Annotated in this window: 21 protein-coding genes and 7 pseudogenes; 19 read left to right on the top strand and 9 right to left on the bottom strand. The window is 60.7% G+C overall.

All coding sequences use genetic code 11. The features are described 5' to 3' along the window. Positions 1-64 precede the first annotated feature (64 nt). The 16 genes and pseudogenes from IVA75_RS04855 to IVA75_RS04780 form a co-directional block, all read left to right on the top strand. Positions 65-508: a hydrogenase accessory protein gene (locus IVA75_RS04855; RefSeq protein ID WP_247282159.1), complete on the top strand. Its 444-nt coding sequence runs from the start codon at positions 65-67 to the stop codon at positions 506-508. Continuing rightward, positions 505-1,368, top strand: coding sequence for a hydrogenase expression/formation protein (locus IVA75_RS04850; RefSeq protein ID WP_247282137.1), 864 nt, complete (start codon positions 505-507; stop codon positions 1,366-1,368). The genes IVA75_RS04855 and IVA75_RS04850 overlap by 4 nt, the downstream gene beginning before the upstream one ends. Next, positions 1,365-1,574: a rubredoxin gene (locus IVA75_RS04845; RefSeq protein ID WP_247282136.1), complete on the top strand. Its 210-nt coding sequence runs from the start codon at positions 1,365-1,367 to the stop codon at positions 1,572-1,574. Before IVA75_RS04850 ends, IVA75_RS04845 begins: the two co-directional genes overlap by 4 nt. After that, complete coding sequence (hybE, locus tag IVA75_RS04840) at positions 1,571-2,086, top strand: [NiFe]-hydrogenase assembly chaperone HybE (RefSeq protein ID WP_247282135.1); 516 nt, start codon at positions 1,571-1,573, stop codon at positions 2,084-2,086. The genes IVA75_RS04845 and hybE overlap by 4 nt, the downstream gene beginning before the upstream one ends. Beyond that, positions 2,083-3,177 carry a nickel-dependent hydrogenase large subunit gene (locus tag IVA75_RS04835; protein ID WP_247282134.1) on the top strand — a complete coding sequence of 365 codons (1,095 nt, stop codon included), beginning with the start codon at positions 2,083-2,085 and terminating at the stop codon, positions 3,175-3,177. Before hybE ends, IVA75_RS04835 begins: the two co-directional genes overlap by 4 nt. After that, on the top strand, positions 3,170-3,511 hold the full coding sequence (gene hypA, locus IVA75_RS04830; RefSeq protein WP_247282133.1) for a hydrogenase maturation nickel metallochaperone HypA: 342 nt from the start codon (positions 3,170-3,172) through the stop codon (positions 3,509-3,511). Before IVA75_RS04835 ends, hypA begins: the two co-directional genes overlap by 8 nt. After that, a pseudogene (gene hypB, locus IVA75_RS04825) lies at positions 3,511-4,402 on the top strand (hydrogenase nickel incorporation protein HypB). Before hypA ends, hypB begins: the two are co-directional and overlap by 1 nt. Beyond that, positions 4,399-6,654 carry a carbamoyltransferase HypF gene (gene hypF, locus IVA75_RS04820; protein ID WP_247282132.1) on the top strand — a complete coding sequence of 752 codons (2,256 nt, stop codon included), beginning with the start codon at positions 4,399-4,401 and terminating at the stop codon, positions 6,652-6,654. Before hypB ends, hypF begins: the two are co-directional and overlap by 4 nt. After that, entirely contained in the window at positions 6,654-6,890 is a 237-nt protein-coding gene (locus IVA75_RS04815; RefSeq protein ID WP_247282131.1) for a HypC/HybG/HupF family hydrogenase formation chaperone, read from the top strand. Before hypF ends, IVA75_RS04815 begins: the two co-directional genes overlap by 1 nt. Next, positions 6,887-8,029 (top strand): hydrogenase formation protein HypD, encoded by a 1,143-nt coding sequence (gene hypD / locus IVA75_RS04810; RefSeq protein WP_247282130.1) that lies wholly within the window; start codon positions 6,887-6,889, stop codon positions 8,027-8,029. Before IVA75_RS04815 ends, hypD begins: the two co-directional genes overlap by 4 nt. Further along, on the top strand, positions 8,026-9,066 hold the full coding sequence (hypE, locus tag IVA75_RS04805; protein WP_247282129.1) for a hydrogenase expression/formation protein HypE: 1,041 nt from the start codon (positions 8,026-8,028) through the stop codon (positions 9,064-9,066). Before hypD ends, hypE begins: the two co-directional genes overlap by 4 nt. Positions 9,067-9,074: 8 nt before the next feature. After that, the gene (locus tag IVA75_RS04800; RefSeq protein WP_247282128.1) at positions 9,075-9,869 is read left to right on the top strand and encodes a formyltransferase family protein; all 795 of its coding nucleotides are present in this window, start codon (positions 9,075-9,077) and stop codon (positions 9,867-9,869) included. Positions 9,870-10,058: 189 nt separating this feature from the next. Further along, positions 10,059-10,316: a hypothetical protein gene (locus IVA75_RS04795; RefSeq protein ID WP_247282127.1), complete on the top strand. Its 258-nt coding sequence runs from the start codon at positions 10,059-10,061 to the stop codon at positions 10,314-10,316. Between the two features lie 56 nt (positions 10,317-10,372). After that, the gene (locus IVA75_RS04790) at positions 10,373-10,759 is read left to right on the top strand and encodes a hypothetical protein (RefSeq protein ID WP_247282126.1); all 387 of its coding nucleotides are present in this window, start codon (positions 10,373-10,375) and stop codon (positions 10,757-10,759) included. Between the two features lie 104 nt (positions 10,760-10,863). Then, positions 10,864-11,232, top strand: a pseudogene (locus tag IVA75_RS04785) (aminotransferase class I/II-fold pyridoxal phosphate-dependent enzyme); the annotation flags it as partial. Next, positions 11,231-11,410: pseudogene (locus IVA75_RS04780) on the top strand (IS256 family transposase); the annotation flags it as partial. The pseudogenes IVA75_RS04785 and IVA75_RS04780, both read left to right, overlap by 2 nt. A gap of 103 nt (positions 11,411-11,513) precedes the next feature. Here the strand turns inward: IVA75_RS04780 and IVA75_RS04775 are convergent. From IVA75_RS04775 to IVA75_RS04765, 3 genes and pseudogenes are all read right to left on the bottom strand, one after another. Next, the gene (locus IVA75_RS04775; RefSeq protein WP_247282125.1) at positions 11,514-12,080 is read right to left on the bottom strand and encodes a hypothetical protein; all 567 of its coding nucleotides are present in this window, start codon (positions 12,078-12,080) and stop codon (positions 11,514-11,516) included. A gap of 116 nt (positions 12,081-12,196) precedes the next feature. Then, entirely contained in the window at positions 12,197-12,355 is a 159-nt protein-coding gene (locus IVA75_RS04770) for a hypothetical protein (protein WP_247282124.1), read from the bottom strand. Positions 12,356-12,794: 439 nt separating this feature from the next. Continuing rightward, positions 12,795-13,019 (bottom strand): annotated as a pseudogene (locus IVA75_RS04765) (transposase); the annotation flags it as partial. Positions 13,020-13,148: 129 nt separating this feature from the next. On the opposite strand from IVA75_RS04765, the gene IVA75_RS04760 reads away from it, so the two are divergent. Further along, positions 13,149-13,418 carry an HAD hydrolase-like protein gene (locus IVA75_RS04760; RefSeq protein ID WP_247282123.1) on the top strand — a complete coding sequence of 90 codons (270 nt, stop codon included), beginning with the start codon at positions 13,149-13,151 and terminating at the stop codon, positions 13,416-13,418. Positions 13,419-13,807: 389 nt separating this feature from the next. Here the strand turns inward: IVA75_RS04760 and IVA75_RS04750 are convergent, their stop codons facing one another. Together IVA75_RS04750 and IVA75_RS04745 are read right to left on the bottom strand one after the other, a co-directional pair. Continuing rightward, entirely contained in the window at positions 13,808-14,419 is a 612-nt protein-coding gene (locus IVA75_RS04750) for a hypothetical protein (protein ID WP_247282122.1), read from the bottom strand. 40 nt (positions 14,420-14,459) lie between these two features. Further along, positions 14,460-14,721: pseudogene (locus IVA75_RS04745) on the bottom strand (integrase core domain-containing protein); the annotation flags it as partial. A 202-nt stretch (positions 14,722-14,923) separates the two neighbouring features. Between IVA75_RS04745 and IVA75_RS04740 the strand changes: the two are divergent. Then, a pseudogene (locus tag IVA75_RS04740) lies at positions 14,924-16,197 on the top strand (transposase). Positions 16,198-16,405: 208 nt separating this feature from the next. Here the strand turns inward: IVA75_RS04740 and IVA75_RS04735 are convergent. The 3 genes from IVA75_RS04735 to IVA75_RS04725 all read right to left on the bottom strand — a co-directional run bounded on the left by IVA75_RS04735 (position 16,406) and on the right by IVA75_RS04725 (position 19,589). After that, positions 16,406-17,308: an NAD(P)-dependent oxidoreductase gene (locus IVA75_RS04735; RefSeq protein WP_247282121.1), complete on the bottom strand. Its 903-nt coding sequence runs from the start codon at positions 17,306-17,308 to the stop codon at positions 16,406-16,408. Between the two features lie 358 nt (positions 17,309-17,666). Further along, positions 17,667-17,990, bottom strand: a complete 324-nt coding sequence (locus IVA75_RS04730) for a hypothetical protein (RefSeq protein ID WP_247282120.1) — start codon at positions 17,988-17,990, stop codon at positions 17,667-17,669. A 9-nt stretch (positions 17,991-17,999) separates the two neighbouring features. Further along, complete coding sequence (locus IVA75_RS04725) at positions 18,000-19,589, bottom strand: hypothetical protein (protein ID WP_247282119.1); 1,590 nt, start codon at positions 19,587-19,589, stop codon at positions 18,000-18,002. A 727-nt stretch (positions 19,590-20,316) separates the two neighbouring features. Between IVA75_RS04725 and IVA75_RS04720 the strand changes: the two are divergent. Further along, positions 20,317-20,611, top strand: a pseudogene (locus IVA75_RS04720) (ATP-binding cassette domain-containing protein); the annotation flags it as partial. A gap of 653 nt (positions 20,612-21,264) precedes the next feature. Here the strand turns inward: IVA75_RS04720 and nodU are convergent. Continuing rightward, on the bottom strand, positions 21,265-22,977 hold the full coding sequence (nodU, locus tag IVA75_RS04715) for a nodulation protein NodU (protein ID WP_247282158.1): 1,713 nt from the start codon (positions 22,975-22,977) through the stop codon (positions 21,265-21,267). Positions 22,978-23,672 lie beyond the last annotated feature (695 nt).

Raw genomic sequence — 23,672 nt, 5'->3', positions numbered from 1 at the left:
CCTTGGCACGTACCTTGCTGATCGCTGTTCCCAGCAGAATCATAAGCTTGTCAGGGGAGGTCTGATGAAATTACAGCAGCGAAGGCAGGATCTGGCGCGGCGTGGCTTGCCCGAGGTGGATGCTGCGACGGTCGATCGTTTTCTGAATACGACCGACCAGGCCCGCGCCATCGCCGTGTTGCTGTCGGCGGGAGACCCCGCGCGTTTTCCGGAGGCGATCGATGTCGCGGTCGTGCTGCCGGAGCTGATCGAGGCATTCAAGGGTCGGTTGCGTGCCGCGGTGATCGCCCGCGGTGCCGAGAGCGAACTCGGCCACCGTTTTGGCGTGCGCGTGCAGCCGACGCTGATCTTTGTCGCCAACGGCGAGACACTCGAGCTGATCGCGAAGATCCAGGACTGGTCAATCTATGTCGACCGCATCACCAAGCTGAGCGACCGTCCGCGCGGCACGAGCGCCGTTGTCATGACAACCATCGTTCCCCAGCACCGCCAGGGTGTTGAACTATGAAAGCGGGTTTCTGGACTGCGCCCGAGGGCGCGGAGCAGCCGATCAACGTGTTTCCGATCGGCGATGAGAGCCTGAACGCGACGGGCGGCAGCCTGACCGCGGCCGGTGCCTTGGCCAAGCTTGCCACGCTCGACAGCGCGGAACTCGCCAGGATCTGCCCGAACGCCATCGAGCTGTTGTCGAAGGTGGCCGCAGCGATCGCGAGCCAGAAGGCCGACATGCCGACGCAACTGTTCCGGCTTAGCAATCTCAACGATCTCGAGCGCAAGCTGATTGCCGACGTGATGGGCGAGGGCGAAGCGGCCGCCGTGGTTGAGTTGCCCGATGGATCGTTGGCGCAGATCCAGGAAGCTGTGCTGGCCGGGATCTGGCGCGTGCGGCTCGGGAGCGACGCCAATCACGAATATCTCGAGGTCGGGCCGATCCCGGAGATCGTGAAGCGCGCCGCTGCCGATCTCACCGCTGCGGATTTCGAGATCGGGCAGGCCCCCGAAGGGGCCATGAACGTGCTGCCGGTGCTTGCGGAAATCCGCGAGCGGGCGCTCGCATGGCGGCCGGGCATCCGCTCGCAGATCATCAACTTCACGCTGCTGCCGATGAGCCCGGTCGACATGAGTTTTCTCCAGGACACGATCAAGAACGGGCCGATCCAACTGCTTTCTCGCGGCTACGGTACCTGCTGGGTACTCTCCACGGGCATCCGCAATGTCTGGTCGGTGCAGTTCTTCAACGCCATGGACACCGTCATCCTCGATACGCTGGAGGTCGGCGGCGTGCCCACGGTGGCGATTGCGGCTGACGAGGACTTCGAGGACTCGGCTGAGCGGCTTCAGGAGATCATCGAGGCCTATTTCAAATGAGCGGGTTCGAGAATTTTGGCGTGCGCCAGGACGTCGCTGATGTCACGCGGCTGGAATGCGGCATCTGCTGGACGGTCTATGATCCCAGCGATGGCGACGGGGTGGCACAGATCGCGCCCGGCACTCCGTTCGCGGCGTTGCCGAAAGACTGGTGCTGCCCGAACTGCGACTCTCCAAAATCCAAGTTCATGGCGCTCCAGCCATGACGGCAGATGCGCAAATTCCTGCCAGCGACGCCAACGCCGAAGCGTGGGGCGAGCTCTTGGCAGGAAGCTATCGGGAGATCGGCGAGCGCGCGATGCGCGATCTGCCGATCTACAACGACGCGCTCGGCGTCGAAGCGGTCGGTTTCCGCTGGTTCAACGGCACGACCATCGGCATCATGGTCACGCCCTGGTTCATGAACGTGGTGATCCCGGCGGGCGCGATCGCGCGGGATACTTCGGGCCCGAGCTTGCGAATCCGCCTCCCTGCGGGCGATGTCGAATTCACTCTCAGCGAGGTCGGACAAATGGGCCTGATCGCGAGCTGCTCGCTGTTCTCGCCGATGTTCCACTTTTCGGACATGGTCGCCGCGCGGGCGACGGCCGAAGCGACCTTCGCCGAGCTGATGCTGCCGGCCAACAGCGAGGAGGCGGTCCGTCGTCGCGAGCCCGCAACAAGCCCGATCGATCGGGGTAACTTCCTGCGCGGTGTTCTGACGGAGCGGTGCGGATGAGCCTGGCCTTCCGGAACGAGATCGACATCACGGTGTGGCTCGCCGGCGGCACGATCGCCGACGTTGCAATCCGGCCGCGCAGCCGGCCGCCGTTGACGCGCTTGTTCGCGGGAAAGCTGGCCTCGTCACTGCCGTCGGTGCTGCCGCGTCTGTTCTCCCTGTGCTCGATGGCGCATCAGGTAGCTTTCCTGTCCGCGGTCGAGGCGGCGCGGGGCGAGGATGCCGGTCTCCAGATCGAGCGCGGTCGCGTCGTCGCTGTCGTCGCCGAACGCCTGACCGAATTGTTACGCGGCCTGTTCGTTGGCCGTCTCACGCTTGACGGCGCCGGCGCCGCAGCGGTTCGTGCCATGATGGAGGCCACGGCCGTTCTGGGTGGCAGCATCGCCGAGCGCGGGGAGGCGGTCTCGCGCCGCGAGGCGGTGGCGAAGATCAGGGCATCGCTCACCGCGCTCGGGATCGCGAGCGAGGAGCAAACCCCCGGGGCCGGCAGCGCGCTGGCGGTACATCTTGCGAATTTCGATGGCGATGCCTTGCTGCCGCGGGTCGTCGAACAGTCATTCCTGTCGGCAGCCGACGATCTCGAAATCGTCATGCGGCTGCTCGCCGATGGCGCGATATTCTCCGATGCGCCTGATCTCCATGGCCGGATTCCGGAGACCGGCGTCTGGGCGCGGCGGGTTAGGCGCGAGCCGATCCTGCCGCCGGGCGCGGGGCCCGCCGAGCGTCTGAAGGCGCGGATCGCGGAAGTGGCGCGGCTCTGCGGCTTCCTCGAGGCGGACGATGGGACAGTCGAGGACGGTGTCCTCCAGAGCTACCGGCTGGGGACCGGCAGAGGCGCGGGTGCCGTCGAATGCGCGCGGGGCCGGCTCTATCATGCCGTCGAGCTCGACGATGAAGACCGCATCCTCCGCTTCGAATTCTTGGCGCCGACGGAGTGGAATTTCCATGCCCGCGGGCCGTTGGTTCGTAGCCTCCAGGGCTCCGTTCTCGCCGGGCGCCGGCAGGGGCTGGATGCGGTCCGCGCGCTCGTCGGCTCGTTCGATCCGTGCGTCGGCTTCAGCCTCAGCTTCCGCGAGATCGGCCATGCATGAGATGGCGCTGTGCCAGGGAATCGTCGAGATTATCCAGGAGGAGTCGCGCAAGCGCGCCTTCGCTAGGGTGAACGTCGTGTGCCTGGAGATCGGCGCGCTCAGCCATGCTGCGCCTGAGGCGATGAAGTTCTGCTTCGAGGCCGTCGCCGCGCGCACCATTGCGCAAGGAGCAAGGCTCGAGATCGTCGAGACGCCGGGAGCGGCCTGGTGCGTGGCCTGCTCCAAAGGCGTCGAGATCAAGCAGCGCTATGAGCCGTGTCCGTCCTGCGGCAGCTATCAATTGCAGGTGACCGACGGCGAAGACATGCGCGTGAGGGAACTGGAGGTCGACTGATGTGCACGGTATGCGGTTGCCGCGATGCCAAAGCGTCCACAGAACACACCCATGATCATTCCCATGATCATTCCCACGGGTACGATCATTCGCATCATCATGGGCACAGCGACGACCATCACCATCATCATGATCACGCGCCCGGCGATGGCGGACTGGTCGATTGCAGCGCCAACCCGGCAGGCCAGCAGATCGCCGGCATGAGCAGCGACCGCATCATCCAAGTCGAGCGTGACATTCTCGGCAAGAACAATCGGCTTGCCGCCGACAACCGCGCGCGCTTCGGCACCGACGACCTGCTCGTCTTCAACCTGGTCTCGAGCCCCGGCGCCGGAAAAACCTCGCTTCTGGTTCGCGCCGTGTCCGAGCTGAAGGACAGCTTTCCCATCGTCGTGATCGAAGGCGATCAACAGACCTCCAACGATGCCGAACGGATTCGCTCGACCGGCGTGCCGGCGATCCAGGTCAATACCGGCAAGGGCTGCCATCTCGATGCCGCCATGGTCGGCGCAGCCTATGACCGCTTGCCCTCGCTTAACGGCGGCATCCTCTTCATCGAGAACGTCGGTAATCTCGTCTGTCCCGCGGCGTTCGATCTCGGCGGAGGCCTGCAAGATCGTGGTGTTCTCGACCACGGAAGGCGAGGACAAGCCGCTGAAATATCCGGACATGTTCGCCGCCTCCTCTCTGATGCTGATCAACAAGATCGATCTTGCGCCCGTACTCGACTTCGATCTTGCAAGGACGATCGAATATGCGCGCCGGGTCAGTCCGAAGATCGAGGTTTTGACGGTGTCGGCGTGCACCGGTGAGGGTTTTGCGGCATTCTATGCCTGGATTCGCAAGCGAGTTGCACAGATGAAGCCCACCGAGATGGCGGTGTCGGGATGAGCATGAGCGGCGAGGCCACGGCGCGAGACCGAAGACGGCTGCGCCTGCATGTGCGCGGCGCCGTGCAGGGCGTGGGCTTTCGTCCGTACGTCTACGGCCTCGCCGCGCGCTATCGGCTCGGCGGCTTCGTTGCCAATGATCCCGATGGCGTGGTGATCGAGGTCGAGGGCGACCGCGCCGCGGATTTTGTCCATGCGCTCCCGCTGGAAAAACCGCCACTGGCTCGGATAGACGAGATCTCCGTGCAACCGGTCGGCATCACCGAAAGCGACGAGTTCCACATCCGCGCCAGTGAGCAGGGCAAGGTCTCGACCCGGATCGCCGCCGATGCCGCCACCTGTCCGCAGTGTCTGAGCGAGCTGTTTGATCCGGCGAGCCGCTTCCATCTCTATCCTTTCGTCAACTGCACCCATTGCGGCCCGCGCTACACCATTGCCGAGCGGCTGCCCTATGACCGCGGTACCACCGCGATGAGGCGCTTCGCGATGTGCACGGCCTGCGCAGCAGACTATGCCGATCCGGCGAGCCGTCGCTTCCACGCCGAAGCAATTGCCTGCCCGCGATGTGGGCCAAGGATCAGTCATGGTACCAAACAGATCGCCACTGCGATCGCCGACGGGAGGATCGTCGCGATCAAGGGGCTCGGCGGATATCAATTGCTCTGCAATGCCCGTGAAGATGCGGCCGTGTGGCGTCTGCGGCACCGGAAGCATCGCAACCAGAAGCCGTTCGCCGTCATGGTCGGCTCGGCGGATGTGGTCGGCGAGATCGCTGAAATCGATGCGGTCGCGCTCGCGCTGCTGGAATCCTCGCCGCGGCCCATCGTGCTGATGAGATCCCGCGATATGCTCGCGCCCTCAATTGCGCCGGAGCTGTCGCGGATCGGGGTCATGCTGCCCGTCGTGCCGCTGCATCATCTGGTGCTGAAGGCGCTCAATTCGGCGCATCCGCGAGCGGACGGCGCAAGTTGGGCGATCGTGGCAACCAGCGCCAATCCTGGCGGCGAGCCGCTGGTGATCGTCAATGACGAGGCCAAACGGCGGCTTGCCGGCATCGCCGACCTGATCGTCACGCATGACCGCGATATCGTCACCCGCGCAGACGACTCTGTCGTGTCGGTAGTCGCGGGGCGGGCGCAGTTCATCCGCCGCGCACGCGGCTATATTCCAGAGCCGATTAGGCTCGCGAAGTCGGCCCCGCCGGTGCTTGCGGTCGGCGGCGCGCTGAAGTCGACGGTCACCGTCATCCGCGGCAACGAAGCCTTCGTCTCCCAACACATCGGCGATCTCGACACCGCGGAAGGCATTCGCTTTTTCGAGGAGACGGTGGATCACCTGCTCTCGACGTTGGACATCGAGCCGGTCGTCATCGCCCACGACCTGCATCCGAACATGGCCTCGACCCGTTTCGCCGAAGCCAGCGGGAGGCGGCTGATCGCGGTCCAGCATCACCATGCCCATGCGGCATCCGTGATGGCGGAACATGGCGTCGCGGGGAGGGCGTTGGCGCTGGTGCTCGACGGCTTCGGCTATGGCAGCGACGGTGGCAATTGGGGCGGCGAGTTGCTCTCGTGCGATGGTGCACGCTTCCGGCGAATCGGACATCTGGCCCCGATGAAGATGCCGGGTGGCGATCGCGCGACGCGCGAGCCGTGGCGCATGGCCGCGAGCGTGCTGCATGCCTTGCGGCGCGGCGACACGATTGCGAAGCGCTTTGCGATGCAGCCGCAGGCTGCGCGTCTCTGCGCTATGCTCGACCAGCCCGGCGTGGCGACGACGACCAGCGCCGGCCGGCTGTTTGACGCGGCGGCGGGCCTGCTTGGTGTCTGTCCGGTGCAGAGTTACGAGGGCGAAGCCGCAATGAAGCTGGAAGCGTGTGTCCGCACACCGCGCGTCGCCGAGGACGGCTGGACGATCGAGAGTGGCGTGCTGTCTCTTTTCCCCTTGCTCGAGCGCCTTGCGGTCGATCCGGTCGATGGGGCCGAGCTCTTCCATGGCACCTTCGCCGCCGCCTGCATCGACTGGATCGCGCGCGCGGCACTGGAGACCAGCGTCACGACTGTCATCCTGAGCGGTGGCTGCTTCCTCAACGCGATCCTCGCAGACGAGATCGCGTGCGGCTGCGTCGCCGCCGGGCTCTCGCCGTTGCTGCCTCGCCAGGTGCCGTCCAATGATGGCGGCCTCAGCCTCGGGCAGGCCTGGGTCGCCGCGCTCCAACTCCTCGAACAGCAAGGCCTGGAGGGAAACGCCTGATGTGTCTCGCGATACCTGCTGAGGTCACAAAGCTCCTGCCCGACGACATGGCCGTCGTCTCGATCGATGGTGTCAGCAAGGAGATCTCGGTGGCGCTGATCGAAAACCTCGCCGTCGGCGACTACGTGATCATCCATGTGGGCTACGCCCTGACCAAGATCAATGCGCAGGAGGCGCAGCGGACGCTGGAGCTATTGCGTGAAATCGGCGCCGAAAGCCGGGAGGCCGCGCAATGAAATATGCCGACGAGTTTCGCGACAAGGAGATCGCGGTGGGATTGGCGAAGGCGATTCGCTCGGAGGCCGATCCGGAAAAATCCTATCGTTTCATGGAATTTTGCGGCGGCCACACGCATGCAATCTCCCGCTACGGGCTGGAGGACATGCTGCCGAAGAACGTGCGGATGATCCACGGCCCCGGCTGCCCTGTCTGCGTCTTGCCAGCGGGGCGCATCGACATGGCGATCCGGCTCGCCGAACGGCCGGACGTGATCCTTTGTATCTACGGCGACCTGATGCGGGTGCCGGGCTCGCAGGGTGCCTCGCTGCTGAAGGCCAAGGCGCGCGGCGCCGACGTCCGTATGGTTTATTCCACGATTGATGCAATCCGTGTTGCGGAAGAAATTCCCGGCCGCGCGGTCGTGTTCTTCGCCATCGGCTTCGAGACCACGACGCCGCCGACCGCCGTGATGATCCGGCTCGCCGAGAAGAAGCAGCTCAAGAACGTCAGCGTGTTCTGCAATCATGTGCTGACGCCGCCGGCGATGCAGAACATCCTGGAAAGCGCCGATATCCGCAATATCGGCCCCGTCGAGATCGACGGCTTCGTCGGGCCGGCCCATGTCTCGACCATCATCGGCACCGAGCCTTACGAGTTCTTTGCCGAAGAATTCGGCAGGCCGGTGGTGATCGCGGGCTTCGAGCCGCTTGACATGATGCAGGCGATCTTGATGCTGGTGCGGCAGGTCAACGAGCACCGATATGAGGTGGAGAACCAGTATAGCCGAGCAGTGACCCGTGACGGCAATCTGCGTGCCAAGGAGGAGGTCTCCGACATCTTCGAGCTGCGTGACCAGTTCGAGTGGCGCGGTCTCGGCCTAGTGCCTTATAGCGGGCTCAAGCTGAAGCGGGCCTACGACAAATACGACGCCGAGGTCCGCTTCGACATGAACGAGCTTCGGGTTGCCGACAATCCGGCCTGTGAATGCGGCGCCATCCTGCGCGGCGTGAAGAAGCCGGTTGACTGTAAGCTGTTCGGCACGGTGTGCACGCCGGAGGCGCCGATGGGGTCCTGCATGGTCTCGTCCGAGGGTGCATGTGCGGCACACTGGACCTACGGCCGCTTCCGCGATCATCAGCAACGGCGGGAGTCATGAAAGCCCATCAGCGCAAGATCGACATAAAGAATGGCTGCGTCGACCTGTCCCACGGTTCCGGTGGCCGCGCGATGTCGCAACTGATCTCGGGCCTGTTCCACGAGGCCTTCGGCAATGAATGGCTGGCGTGCGGCAACGACCAGTCTGCGTTCGATGTCGGCGCCGGGCGCATGGTGATGACGACCGACGGCTATGTGGTCTCGCCGCTGTTCTTTCCGGGCGGCAATATCGGCTCGCTGGCCGTGCACGGCACGGTGAACGACATCGCCATGGCCGGCGCGCGGCCCCTCTATCTCTCGGCGAGCTTCATCATCGAGGAAGGTTTTCGTTTGTCCGACCTGAAGATGATTGCGGATTCCATGGGCGAGGCCGCGCGAGCCGCGGGCGTCTACATCATCACCGGTGACACGAAGGTCGTCGAGCGCGGCAAGGCCGACGGCCTGTTCATCTCGACCGCCGGGATCGGTGTCGTGCCTGCCGGGCTCGACCTCTCTGCCGGGAATGCCCGCGTCGGCGATCGTGTCCTGATTTCTGGAACGCTCGGGGATCACGGCGTCGCCATCATGTCCAAACGCCAGAACCTCGCTTTTGAGACCGAGATCGTCTCGGATTCTGCTTCGTTGCATGATTTCGTCGCGAGCATGCTGGCGGCCGGCGGCGAGGGCATCCGTTTGATGCGCGATCCCACCCGCGGTGGGCTCGCCGCGACGCTGAACGAGATCGCCCAGCAGTCCGGCCTCGGCTTCCAACTTCAGGAGGCGGCGATCCCGGTGAAGCCCGGTGTTGCTGCGGCCTGCGAACTGCTCGGGCTCGATCCGCTCTACGTCGCCAACGAAGGGAAGCTGGCAGCGGTCGTGGCGCCCGAGGTTGCAGCAGCCGTGCTTGCGGCGATGCGGATACATCCGCTCGGCCGTGATGCCGCCGAGATCGGCGAGGCCGTGGCAGACGACCACCATTTCGTGCAGATGGCGACGCGCTTTGGCGGCGGAAGGATCGTCGACTGGCTATCGGGCGAACAATTACCCCGGATCTGTTGAGGCTCAGGATGCGCATTCTGCTTTTGTCGCATTCCTTCAACAACTTGACGCAGCGGCTGCATGTCGAACTCTGCGAGCGTAGCCATGAGGTCTCCGTCGAGCTCGATATCCATCCCGACGGGACCCGCGAAAGCGTTGCGCTGTATCGGCCCGACCTCGTTATCGCGCCGTTCTTGAACGATGTCTGGCGTGGCGTGCGTTGCCTCATCATTCACCCCGGCCCGCCCGGTGACCGCGGTCCTGCGGCTCTCGACTGGGCCATTCTCGAGGGCGTCGCGGAGTGGGGTGTCACGGTGCTGCAGGCGGATGGCGAGTTCGACGCCGGTCCAATCTGGGTCCATCGCACGTTCCCGATGCGGCGTGCCGCGAAGTCCACCATCTACCGCAACGAGGTCACCTCCTACGCGGTGGAGGCGGTGCTCGAGGCCATTGCCGCGATCGAGGCCGGGCACGAGGCGCCCGCGCCAATGGCGAGCGACGATCCGCGCATTTGCGTGCGGGGGCCCTGCCGGCAAGCGGATCGCGCGATCGACTGGCAGCACGACACATCCGTCGAGGTGCTTCGCAAGATCGACAGCGCCGACGGCATGCCCGGCTTGACCGACAGTCTGTTCTGGCAGGACGTCCGGCTGTTCGATGCGCGTGAGGCCCATGGCATCTCCGGCGAACCCGGCACCGTGGTGGCGCAATGCGAGGGTGCGCTGGCCCGGGCGACCGTCGACGGCGCGGTCTGGATCGGCCACGTCCGGAGTGTCGCGCCGAAAGGCTTGAAACGTGCGGCGACGAAGATCTTCGCGTCGTAGCCGCGCATCTGCCGCACAGGCCAGGTTGCGGCTACGGTCCGATCGAATATCGCGAGCATTGCGAGGTTGGCGGGCTGCAATTCAACTCTACAACGGCGCCATGAGCTCCGACAACTGCAAGGCACTGCTCAACGCCTAATCGAACCGCGCTTGCGCGCGCAACCAAGGTGCTGCTGCTGACCGGCGGCCGTGATTATTGGTCGAACGGCATTTCATCTTGCCGAGATCGAGGCCGCCGACAGCGCGGCGGATGAGTCCTGGCGCAACATCAACGCCATCGACGATCTTGCGCGGGCCATCATCGAGACCACCGATCGGCTGGTTGCTTCCGTCGTTCGCGGCAATGCCGGCGCAGGCGGTGTGTTCCTCAGCCTCGCCGCCGACGAGGTCTGGGCCAGCGACCGGATCGTGCTCAATCCGCATTACAAGGACATGGGCAATCTCTAAGGTTCGGAATACTGGACTTATCTTCTGCGCGGCGCGCGGGTGCCGCGAGTGCGGCCATGATCACTCAATGCCGGCTGCCGATGGGCGTGGCTGAGGCCGGACGCTTCGGCATCGTCGATCGCGTGCAAACGGCCAGGGGCGCCGCAACGGACGATCTCGTGAAGCTCGCGGCCGCGCTTGCATCGGATCCCGACTATGCCGCGCGCCTCGTCGACAAGCGAAGGCGCCGCGCCGCTGACGAAGCCGAGAAGCCGCTCGACGCGTACCGCAACGAGGAGCTGCGCCGCATGCGGCTCAACTTCTACGGCTTCGATCCAAGCTACCACGTGACGCGTTACAATTTCATTCACAAGGTCCCGAAGTCGCGTACGCCGCTGACCATCGCTAATCACCTGTCGCGGCGTGAGCGCGCACGACCTACCTGCATGGCGGCGCGATCATGAGCATGCCAGGAAACGTGTAGGACACGTGCCAGGAGACGTCAAAGGAACCATTCTCGTCGTCGTCAACGAGAGTCACTCGCAGGATGCTCTGCGGCGCGTCCGCGTGGATCGTGGTCGAAAGTCTCTATAGCTTGGATCGCGATTTCGCGCCGCTCGAAGACCTTGTCGCAATCGCGGACCGACCCGATGCATTCCTGATCGTCGATGAGGCGCATACAGCCGTCTAAGGTGAGCAAGGGCGGGAGCTAACTGCGCCTTGTGAGGGGCGCGAAAACCTTTTGGTCGTTCACACCTGTGGCAAGGCGCTCGGTGCCGCCGGCGCGCTTGTCACTGCATCCGGTGTGCTGCGCAATTTAATGGTCGATCGCTGTCGTCCATTCATCTTCGCCACCGCACCCTCGTCCTTGATGGCCATCGCCGTGCGGGCAGCGCGATCGATCCTGCAGGAGGAGTCCGAGCGTCAGCAGCATCTGCCTGTCCAACAAGACGGCACTCGCGATGGTCTTCAAACTGCTCGAGGCCGCGCAGAGAAGCTGGCGTCGTCTCGATGGCCACAACCAGTTGCCAAAACTCGTTGTCGGTGTGACATTCAATGATGGGATCCAGGTCATCGCCAAGCCGACCGACCGTCAGCCCATAACCGCCGCCTGACCGGCTCCGGCCGTCACCAAAATTTGGCGATAGCTCTGAAATAGGCCACTCGGGATTTCAAAGTAGGCCAGTGGCGCAAACGCTCTCTAATCGGACAGCGCGCTTAGGGTTGGGGCTGGTGCATCAGCGAACGAAAGAGCATCGAGAGCGAATCCACCGTCAGATCCCGGTTCTTTTTGAGATAGTGACATACGTTGTAGAGATAACCGAAATCGAATTCGCGCGGGTTCGGCTCGTATGCCCAGCAAAGCCTATAAGCTAAATCAAACGACAGCATTTGATTGTGGAAGGCTTCGTAGAACATAGGGAAGCGGATCATTTGCTGGCCAAAGCCATAGCTCAGCCCAAGCACTTCGCCGCTCTCCACTTGCTCCATAGTCCCGAAGGAACTTGAGTCAAACTCAACGGCCGTTACGATATCGCTCTTGTACAGAGCGTGAAGCATCGCGCCCGCGCGCTTGTAGTGATCGGGGTTTTCTGAGTCCAAAAGGACTGCATATTGCTTGATGTTCTGCGCATATTCGCCGTGTGCGAATAGGATGCGCTCTTGGTCGATTGTATGCACACAGGGGAAGTCTTGGATGGCGGCTTGCGGCGGCTTTTCAAAGTCTGCGGTGACATAGGCTACGAACGTAGCCTCATCCTCCAAGCTCTTGAACACGCCATTCATTTTCGCAACCCTGCGTCGAATCGACCATCGGAACACCCGTGGACCAACCGGCCAGCCATAAAAAAAGGCCCTGCATAAAGCAAGGCCTCTCCTGTAATAAATGCTTAATATTCAGACTATTTTCCGTGGAAGAACGCATCCTTCACCACCTTGAACGCGCTAAAAGCGTCTTTCGGATCGCGAAGCTGCTCATTCAGGTGATTGCACGGATACATGCGGACGAAGTCGTCGCCCGCAGGGGTCGGCGCCGTTTTCTTTTCCGATGCTTTTGTCATCACTCGCTCCAAATCTTAGCCGCCGCATCTTTGCAAAAAAGCATTAACGCTTGATTCGCAAAGAAATATGACGCGGGGTTGCATCCCGCGCCGTTTGGCCGTCTCCGGCACGATATAGAGATTTACCGGTTGGTCAACAAGAAAGGCCTTGACAGTTAACGAATCTGTGATCTCGTTGAATTTCCTCAAGAATCACACACTCGCCCCTTGCAATCTATGCTTGCGTCCGCAGCATCGAGTCAATGCGCGTCAAGCGGTCGTGTTCCAAAAAATCCGACTGTTGCACAGAAGACTCACCCATTAGTCGGGCCTGCGGCCGGTGCGGTTCACGCCATCCCTCCCTGAATTACCGTGAACTTCCGGCGCCGATCCGGCGGGGTCTCAGTGGGCAGCGCGGGGGCCACGGCGAGCGCGGGGTCCACAAGCTGCGCAAAATGGTCCAAGCCTTGTCCATCACGCCCAGCGCCATCGCTGGCGTCGTGCGCAGGGCTTCATGGACGCGGCAGAGGTTGTAGTGGGCAACGTAGAGCGCGACGGCCGCAACGTGGTTGTCGAGCTTCTTGCTAAAACCGTTGGTCAACCGGGTAAACCGACGCGACGCCATCGGCAACGAAAGGTTCTGGCGCTCGACGTAGCTGGTTGAAACGTACTGGTCGGGATCGCCCGATACTACGTCACGGCTTACGGCTACTACGGCAGCGGGCGAGTATTCGTCATCAGCGCGCCATCCCTTACGAAAGCCATGACAGACGCGGGGCTCGAGGTGACGGATCGAAAGCCCGACGCCGTGGTCATGGGGCTCGATCGACAAATTACGCATGAGAAGCTGCGGATTGCGGTCGACGCGATCCTAAATGGAGCAGCCTTTATTGGCACCAACCCCGACCTCCTGTTGCCGACGGCAGGTGGATTCGAGCCCGGGGCAGGAGCTACGATCGCCGCCGTGGCTGCTGCCACGAAAGTGGAGCCTTTGATTGTTGGTCAGCCGGAGCCGCATATGATCGAGACTGCACTTTCCCGCCTGGGCACGGTACGCAGCGCCACCTTCATGATCGGAGACTAGATCCGGCTGGAGGACCTTCCCCAGCTCATTCAGCAATTTACAGTCGAAGCTACAGGGGATTCGAACGCGCAAACCCTTGCAATAGAAAAGCCTGCGTTCTTGGCGCTAGCCGGCCATCATTGGGGTCGGAAATTGGACAGAGTTGCGCCAGATAGTCGATCAACTCGTAATGTTGAAAGACACGCATAAAATCGCCGACGTCCTCAAGCCGCGTTTGAACTCGGCGTCGCCCACCAGGCCCACAGGGGCATTCTCCGAGCGCGAGTGGATCATGGGAGGCCTGAAACGAAACAGGCTCCATCGTGGAAAGACCGCACGTTCTCCAGGACTTTCAAGGAAGACGCTTTACAACAAAATCAAGAAACTGCGGATACTGGAATAGCCTACGATCATGTCTTGCGAATAGGTTGTTTTGAAGCCGTCGCATGCAAAAGCGAGAATTTTGGTGTGGACGACCCCTGTTGGTCAGGCCGGACCAATTCCATCTCGTCGCGAATCCTCAACTCAAGAGCCCCTTCGGGCAAATGCACAATACCTTTGAGATGCGAACCAAGTCTTCTCTCTGCCACTGTGACCTCAGAATCACTGACAGCAGCAAACAAGTTATTGAATCCCAAGCTAGCAAACCATTCCATACGCCGAAGTTCAAGCTCCAGTCCGGTGTTAACCCGCATGGTAGCCGAAGGCTGCTCGATGATAGATGCAGGTGGAAAATTTACGACACCGCAAATTCTCGCCTCTTTTAATAAATCGGCAAAATCCTCCCAACAGGCGAAGGAATCGATCATTACCATTGCTGCGTAGGCATGAATGAACGTTTGCTTGCCGAGGCTGCGCAAATCGCGCAAAAGGCAGTCATTCCAGTCAATGACAGGCAAGGTCGCCATCACGAGCATGGAGCCTGCTGGAAGACTTCGCAGGGACGGCGCGTAGATTTCGAAGGGCGCGCCATTAGGCGCAGCCGTTAAGTGTGTAGCAAGCTTGCAGATGAGTTTTCCCATTCTTACGCGTCCGGCCGTATGGCCGATCTTATACACTGCTTTAGACCAGTAAGGTGTTTCGTCCTGGCGTTTGCTGGAGCGGATTGAGTTTGAATCGTGCTGGCTGGGAAATCCAGCATTGAAGACGTATTCGCAGGGTGTGAGGCCCTTCAGGGTCTCCAGCCGCCGAGCTTAGTTGTAGGCGGTGAGAAAGTTGGCAAGGTGAGTTGGAGCTGATCGTCTCGATCGTGATGGTAGCGTTGGACGGTCGCTTCCTTGATCGTGCGGTTCATGCGCTCGACCAGGCCATTGGTCCAGGGATGCTGATCTTCGCCAGCGGTGTTCGCCCCCATTTTTTCTTCGCATCGCACAGAGTGCTCTCGGGCTCTCTTACTATTCTGTATTGCTCGAGGGGAAGTTGTGCCGTGTTCTGTTGATTTTCTGAAGAGGTCGGCGTTGCCCACCTTGAGCCGGTAGGCTCGGGGTGCTGATTCCACAAACGAGAACAACGCCAAGACGGGAGATATCACACCGGCTGGTTCGCTGGCGACCGAGGCTTGTGGACGAAGCGTTCGCAGAAGTGCGGGCGAGCTTCGACCAGTCCTGCCTTGCGGCAGGGACGAGGGGCTCGGCACGATGATGGAGGCGGATGTCACGGCGGCCTGCGCGCCGCCCCACGGTCGCGACGCGGCGCGGCGGACGAACCGTTCGGGCCGAACGCGGGGACAGATCGGCTTCCACGGCGGCAAGATCGAGGTCGAACCCGCGGGTCCGGGATGTGGACGGCTGAGGTGACGATCCCGAGCTGGAACCGGCGGCGCAGGAGCACTGGCTCGGTCGCTGGGCGATGAGCCTGATGCTGATCAATGTGTCGACGCGCCGGTTCGGTCGCGCTGTCCGGCTGCCCGAGGGTGACGTGCCGGCACCGCCCGGATCGGGGGTTTTCGAAGTCGGCGGCCTCGCGGAGGTTTGTGGCGATGTCGGCGGCGCGGCTGGCCGACTTCATGGCTGCCGATCTGTCCGCGCTCCACCTTTTGTCGAAATCGACGCGCTGCATCTCGGCGACGATCTCGTGCTGGTCGACGCGATCGGGGTGACGGAAGGCAACAAGCATCCGCTGGCGCTGGTGGGAGCGACCGACAACGCCGCAACGGTTCAGGCCATGCTGGACAACGTGGTCTCGCGCGGGCTCGCCCCGACAGTGCCAAGACTGTTCATCGTCGACAGCCGCGAAAGCGTTGTCGAAGGGATCCGCCGCACCTTCGGTTCGGCCGCCGCGATCCAGCGCTGCCAGATCCACAAGGCGCGCAACATCACGGAACGCCTGTCGAAAGAGCATCGTGCGCCACATGTCGCGTGCTCCGCCAGGCCTGGGAGCTCGATGCGGACAAGGCTAAAAAATTGATCCGCAATCTCGCGCCTCGAGTCGATCAGCAATGGCCCGGCGTAGCGGCCACCATCCTCCAAGGCCTCGAGGAAGTCCTGACTGTAGTACGGTTGAAGGTGCCAACGGAGCTGCGTCGATCGCTCGCCTCTACCAAGATCGCCGAGAACATGATGGGTACCATTCGCCGCGTCACGCGCGACGTCAAAGGCTGGCGGGATGCCGGCGTGGCCTTCGATGGGCCTCGGCCGGCATGATCGACGCCAACAAGGGCTTCCGACGATTGAAGGCGCATAAGTAATTGTCGGTCTGGGTGCGGCCCTTCAAGCTTCACCACGATCGCATGACAACCAAGTCCGTTGCCCACGTCCGAGCGCCGCGTAACATCCATTCCGGCAACGTCGGCCCGATCTAGTTTAAGAGCGATCGGGACATCTCCCTCGACGGACTGCCTCCGTCGTGGTGGCGCAGCCGTGTTGAACAGTCCTATAGCGCATGCTTCGAATCGTGCGACAAGAATGCACCATCAAAGCTTGAGATTAAACAACATCGGAGAACGTCGGACGAGGCAAGGATCGATCTGGTCGCCACCGATCCTCGTTGCGGTTCGATAGGCCGAGAACTTATGGGTGAGACAAATGAGGTAGTGTCAGTTCGCCTTTACCCCCGGCAACCGCGTTGTTTAACTTGTGGGCGGTGGCAGCCAGGATCGGTACCGAAACAGCGCTCTCGCCCGCCAGACGCACTGCGCACCCGATATCCTTTGCAGAATTGGCAATTGAGACTGCCAGAACATCGGGTTTCTCGCCCAACAAAAAGGCCACGAAGGCTTGGAATATTCCACTATTAGTGGAACCGCGACTAACCAAAGAGCGGAGTGTTACAAGATCGAAGCCAAGAGCGTTCGCGAATTGGCAGACCTCTGAGGCTACCGCCGCTATGCCCATAGTCATGCTGTTGTAAACAAGCTTGAGCTCATGACCTTTTCCGACATCTCCCACATGAAGAACGGTCTCACAAAAATTAGCAAGAATGCCTTCAGCCGCAGGAAAAAGCGTTTCGTTCGATCCAACAATCGCGTTGAGAAGGCCGAGCTCTGCTTGTTCAGGGCTCCGTGTTACTGGGGCATCTATAAAAGCGAGGCCGCGTTTTTGAGCCTGCTCCGCCAGTGCAACTGTCGAGCTAGGATAAGACGTGGTGCAGTCAATTATTAAACCTCCACGGGACATATGGACAAAAAGCCCGTCCTGCCCAAGACACACTGCCTCAACCTCCCGGCTTGATGGCAGGGATAACACCACCGCACTTACATGCGGCGCCAGCTCAGCGATGGAAGGATGCTCACGGGCGCCTGCCGCACCCAATCGATCCGCACCGAAACGACTTTTGTTCGCTTTGATATGCAGTTCAACTTGGTGCCGCAACAGGCAGAGACCCATTCCGGTTCCCATGCGTCCGACGCCGATAAGGCCTATTTTCTGGTTCGCAGCTTTTGGACGTGCGTTGGGTAATAGCTCGGCGGTCATGATTTATGCATTCTGAAAGAAGCCGCGCCTTTGTAAGATCGGCGATAACTCATGATGGTTGTCAATCGTGTAGTCAGGATTCGCCGCGTGCAAGCGCAAATCCGAAACAAAACCGCGGGTGATCCATACGCTTTGAGTCCGAGAATGGCGTGCCATGTCCATTTCGACGGCATATCGCCGATGATGAAGATTGACGCCGGCTCTAGATTGTTCTTCTGCATGTACAGACGAAGCCGCTCTCCGTTGCCCATCGACTGGTATTGAGTGGTGCGGCTTTCAAAGGCGAGAACCTCGTTAATGTAGTTGTCGATTCCAAGTCGTCTCAACTGAGACCGGAGCGGGGCGACGATATGATTGCTCACGATGATGGACAAGCTGCTTCGCGCCGCGCCAGCTCCAAGAGTCTATGTGGGCCCTCGCGCAGATCGGCCTTATCCGCAAGAGGTTCATAGGTCTCGTGAGAGGCGGCGCTCCCATCGCGATCCACCTCCGCAACCTCGTCCCGAGACATTCCGAGACTGCGATAAAGAAGTGATAGCAGAACATCGCGATGTTTCCGAAACGTGTCCATGTGGATCGTCGCACGACCAAAGCGGTCGAGACTGGCATTTGTCGTTTGGAAGAGCGCGTGCGCATCATCGAGCTGCGTTCCATTCCAATTAAAGACGAGGACGGGATTCATGAACTGACCTCAAGCGCGGATTGATTGCATACAAGGAAGATCGGCGGTTAGTTTGCGTAAGTTCCTGTCCGCGCGCTGCTGTCCCGCCGGGGTTGGCATTTCGAATGTAAAAGGTGACAAATCGAAGTTCTCCAGTCTGCCGGGCAGCAACGATCCTAGGAGCGGGAAGGGCAGATACGTTGTCGTGGCTGCGTCGATCGATGCCGCGATATTACTTTCGATTAGTCTGAGAACGTGGGGTTCCATCTTATGGAAGAGCATGCTTTGAGTACGCTGCTCGGACGGCAATCGCTTCCAAACCTGCCAGAATGCGAGCTCATCTAGTGTGTCGATGCCCATGCCGTAGTAGTTCGGAGCTACTATAGGCGGCGAACCGATCGCCCAATGCACGGCTTTGGCTCCAGCGGTAAGGAGCATACTCGTTACTGCTTGACTGGTATCGCCGCGAATGAGGGCTTCGTCGACAACTATTATGCTGGCCTTAGCAAGGTCGGTGTCCGACACGCGGTATTTTCGAGCTATGCGAGATTTTCGTCCGCCAGGTGTGCCGATGAGAGTCCGCTGAAGAAGTGTCGTCGCGACCACTTCGCGACGCTCGGCCAACAGCCCGTATTCAGCGAGAGATGCAAACAGGCCATCGGCGTACGGGCCACCAGTATGCGGCATGGAGGAGACAATTGTGGGCGCAGGGCCCGCTTCCGCTTGCAGTCGACGCGCAACGAGTGCCCCCAAGACGACCCCGATGTTGTAGCGGGTTTCGAGATGTGACTGGCCTTCGATCGATGTGTTCGGACTGCCCAAGTAGAGAGCTTCGTAGGTGCAGAGCGTGGCTTTATGTCGTCCGTTGCTCACCGAGTGATCAACGCTGCACCCCGTTTTCCCGTCCACATACTTTATGTGGCCTGGCAAGATTTGCTGCGTATCACCCTCTAGAGCGGCAAAGGCACAATTTTCAGAAGCAAAGAGCAAAAACCCGTCATCTGTTTGCATCGCCTCCAATGGTCGCAAACCGGTCCGATTGCGATATGCAACGAGATTTCCGTCTCCGTCCAAAAAAAGCGCGCTGATAGCGCCATCGATACGGTCATCAATCTCTCGAAAGACAGTTTCGTAATTAGCGGCTAGACCGTGGCGCCAATAATCTCGTTCACAACACCGTTCAATACACTTGAGCAAGAGCTCAGCATCTGTGTTGACGGTTGTTCGTTGTTGCTTGGAAAGGAATTCTCGTCTGAGTTCACGAGCATTGACCAAAGCGCCGTCCAGAGAAACTGCCAAATGGCGGCGGGTGCTCCCATTGTTGTGAATCGGCCGAATGTCACCGCCATCACTCAGTTCGCTGCACCGGCTACGGACATGAGCGATCGCAACATGAGGCCGAAAGCTTCGATCTTGTTCGCTGGGTTCAATGCGCACTGAACCGCTCGATGATTGAAGCGCTCTCCCATATCGAAAGCCTTGCTTGTGCATGAAAGCGGCAACCCCGACCCCCGCCTGCCCACGAAGTGCAAGTTTCGGAATCATGTGCTTGAGTCGATCATAAGCAGTCGATGGTGAATGGCTTGAGGGGCATAGAAAGGCTGCAGCAACGCCGGACATACCTTTACCCCTCGTGTTAAACGCCGATGTTCCGGCTGGCATCACAGGCGAATGTACTTAGCCGAAAGAAGTTGCTCCGCTCTATTTAAGCAAGCGCCATACCAGTCCTCAGGCGACCCGGCTCGCGCTGACGGAACGACGCAATTCGAGAAGCTTAAACAATTGGGCTGCCCGGGATGAGTGTTTGCGTGTCCGTGTCCCGACATGCTGACCGAATTGCGACGACTTCGTCCGAAAGCCGCCAAGCCCCGACGACTGGTCGGAGGCTCTCGCGCTCGTGGTTGCTTCGAGGTAGGCATCTCACATGAGCGAGCATGGCGAACTCGAGCGGCGCCAAGCCCGGCGAGGACTCATCCTGCAGGTCGAGGGTTGTGCCAGCTACAGTCGGCTGGCGAGGGCCGTAGGTACGAATGAGGGTGTGACCCTGGCGGCATGGATAACCTCACTGTCACGCTCATCGCGAACACGACAGCCGCTGCTCGTTCTCGCTTATTCCGGCCCTTGCGTGCTGCGCAGGAGGTGAACACGGCCGTTGCGGCACGTCGATAATTTCGTAGCTGGCCCTGAAGCGATCCGGACAGGAGCAAGAGCCGGCACCGTCTCGACATGTAAGCGGTTCCTAGCGCTCCTGCCGCTGGTAAACGGTAGGATCGGAGGCCGGTCACGCGTAACCGGGCGGACGGTCCCAACAATTTGCAAGCCTCTTCGACCTGACGAACACCGCTTCGATCAGCCGGGTGGGACGCTTTCGGGCGGAGAGCGTAAGGTCCTGGCGATCGGCGGGCACTATTGGGAAATCCAAAACTGCTGCTGCTGGACGAACCGACCGAGGGAGTTTGGATCGGCGTGATCGAGGAGACCGCCTGATTGAGCTCGCCAATGAGATTGCGGTAATCATCATCGAGCAGCGCCCTTGGTCCCGCATGCACGTGGCGAACCACGGATATGAACTCGATCTCGGCCACGTCGCGCTGCGGGGTGCGGAAGGTGATGTCCGCGGTAATCCGAAACGTCTGCGCTAGCTCGCATCTTAAGTTTCTGGCGCCAGCTCTGGAGGAGTCCTGTTTGAGTGGTTGCTCAAGAAGCCGGATTTTAGGGAGCAGACGAGCGTCTGGCATACCAATCGCAGGAACCAGGAAGTGTTGTCTGAGCCAGGCGAGAGCGCGGCCGAAGCTGCCGCCTACGGCTGAGAGGACGACGTTGGCGGCACCGCCGGCACGGCCTAGCGGCGACTGAGGTGACCGTAGGCCTTGATGTGTCCGATTCGATCATGGGTGGGATGGCGGCGCCGCCCGTGCGGGTTGCGCCCGATCGACGTCGAAGACGCGGCGCAGTTCTCGCCGTAAACCGAAGCGATCTCGACGCCGATCCAATCCAGTCGAAGTTGCCGACAAGCAGAACCGGGCGTGCCTCACGGACACGATCTGAACCCAATCGCAGCCGTAACAGGGCCATTCGATCCTGTCGTCTTGTGCATCTTCGGCCGCATCGGTCCCTTCGATGCAACATCCTCAGGCGGTGCCATGCCGACGACCACGCAATTGTGCGTCTGCCCGCACCGATCTTTGACCGGAGCACTCTTCCGCAACCATATCGACTTGCTCGACATGATGTCGCTACTCTGGAGATGCGTTCATCTTCGCGCGAGACGCGCCTTCGGACGCCAATCGCTCGTTTATGGAGCTTTCGTCCACAGTATGCCGTCGGCCCATACGTGCTCAACGCGTCCCCACTCGCAAGCCGCTGCGAGATCCGGGAAGAACCCATGTCCATGCTGATTGGCACTCGTATTGCAAAGCAGCGGGATGCCCGTGAGCTCTTCGTATTCGACTAGAAGCTCGGCGACTTTGTGCTGAGAGGTCCTGCAAATCGTCTGCAACCGCGCAGATCCGTCGAGATGTACAACGGCCGGGATTTTGTCCCGCCACTCTGTTCGTGTCTGGTGATCGAAAAGCATGTAAGGGTCCGGCGTTCCGGGATTAAAAATATCTGGCGCACGATCCTCTAGGCATATCGGCGCCACTGGCCGGAAGTGTTCACGAAGTTTGATGTCGTTGAGATGATCCTTCATTTGCGGTGAAGTCGCGGCTGCAAGAATGCTTCTGCTGCCCAATGCCCGCGGTCCAAGCTCGGCGGGGCCTGCAAGGAAGATCACGGGCTGGTTGCTGGCCAGAATGGTTGCAAGTTCATGCATACTGCACGGCGCAGCCTCCCAATTGGGCGGCACATCGCTAGGCTGCAGGGCTGGACCACTATATACCGACCATTCCAGCGGCACGAAGCCTTTGTCCGCTACCATTGCGCAGCAAGCGGCACCGATCGCCGAGCCACTGTCATTCGGAAAAGGGGGTACCCAGACAGCATCGAACAGGCCTGACGCACGTAGTGCACTGTTCCATTTGATGTTGAGACCGCAGCCACCGGCTATGCACAAATTGCGCGACGCAAAACACGCATGCCGCTGCAAAGCATTCGTCATTTCACCGATCAGGAGGCGCTCGAGGAAGCAATGAAACGATGCGAGCACATCTTGGGGTGCCGTGGCCTTCAACCGGAGCATGCTGGCATCGAAGAAGTCACGTACACTCGCAAGCGCGGATCCCATGCTCTCGATGTCCGTATGGAAAGCGGAAAGCTTCGTGTCCGCCGCAAAGCGCTCTTGATAGAGTTCCTCAAAGACCGCGACGATGGTTTCACTAACACACCCGAGGGCGATATAGGCCATCAGCTTGCCGGCAATGCCCAGGTTGAGCTTGCCGGCACCGCCTGGGTCCAGCTTGCCGGGATCGGCTAGATCCCAGTTGGCGCGGTTCGCTTGCTTGTAGGGTCCATAATGAAGGCCCGCGGCCGCGTATACGTGTCCAATAAGCGGGAACAGGGATTCGAGGAACCGTGCGCCCTCGCGTTCTATATGATAGAGACGCGGAAAGGTGCCGCCGTCCCACACGAGGCAAAAAGCGGGCTGTCCCGCCTTGGCAAAGGGGCTGGTGCAGTATGCGGAAGCTAGATGGGCTGTGACGTGCGGATAGCTCCTGTAAGGGAAATCTCTGCCGTCGAGCCTGAGGCCAAGACCGTCGCGGGAGGTGAGAAGACCCTCTGCATGGCGTTCGACATACGGCGCGCCTTTGAGAGTGACAGGTGTGGTTCCGCTGAGGACCTGGAATTGCGATTCCACTTTCCCGGCCCAGCCGTCGATGACGAACTGATCAACTTGCTGCGGATCTAGACCGTGTTCCGCCAAGGCGACGACGATTGCATCAAGGTTGCCGATCGACTGATAACGCGGATTATTGCTCCGCTTCTCCTGCTCGCCGCAAAAAACAAGCCGGTTGTCCTCGACGAGAGCGATCGCTCCGTCGTGCGTCAGCTTGATACCGCAGATGCGCATAGTGCCTCCATGTTTACCCGGAAATTCGAGTGATTTGAAGATCAAGTCGGAGTCCGAGAGCATGCGAGCAAGCGGTCGTCGTGGCCGACTCATCTCCTGGCGCTGCTCGTTCGATCTTGATCAACGTGTCATTCCGTATGTCGATGTCTCTTTCGGCATCGGCAGCATGAGCCTAGCGCAGAGATCTGATTCCTAAATGCCGCGCGTAGCGCAGTGCACGATTTGCGCCAACGCCAATCGGAGCAAGCCAGCAGCAGACAGCCGAAGCATGCCGCCGATTTTGCGGATAGGTAATCTCGCTCGTGGCGTTTGCAGCGGAGCCCGGATCATGCGACCGGGCCCGTACACCCGTCCACAGGCCGGCCGCAATCGGCCGGAACGGGTGGTCTCGATCAATCGGAATGCCTGGTCGGGATTCGGTATACACAGCCGAAGTGAAGAGAGTGCCGCACGCGATCCATGGACCGGCTGGAGGTGCGCTAAGTCTCCAAATTGTCCGTCGTCAGCGGCGCACCTGTCGAGTCCTTGCGTGACGTGTCGCTGCGCCGGCGAGTTCATGGCGTTGAAGTCGGCAAAGAATCAGGTTGTACCTTCGGAAGTTGTTGTCGGACAGGTGCGGCGATGGTCGATTAAGTCGTAGCCCTCCCCCGCAGCATTCAACTCCAAAGACATGGTCGTCGAAAACGAGTTCGAGC

Source organism: Bradyrhizobium sp. 134, assembly GCF_023074155.1.
Classification (GTDB): domain Bacteria; phylum Pseudomonadota; class Alphaproteobacteria; order Rhizobiales; family Xanthobacteraceae; genus Bradyrhizobium.
The sequence above is the reverse complement of the archived record's forward strand: the minus strand, read 5'-3'. Positions and strand labels throughout refer to the sequence as shown.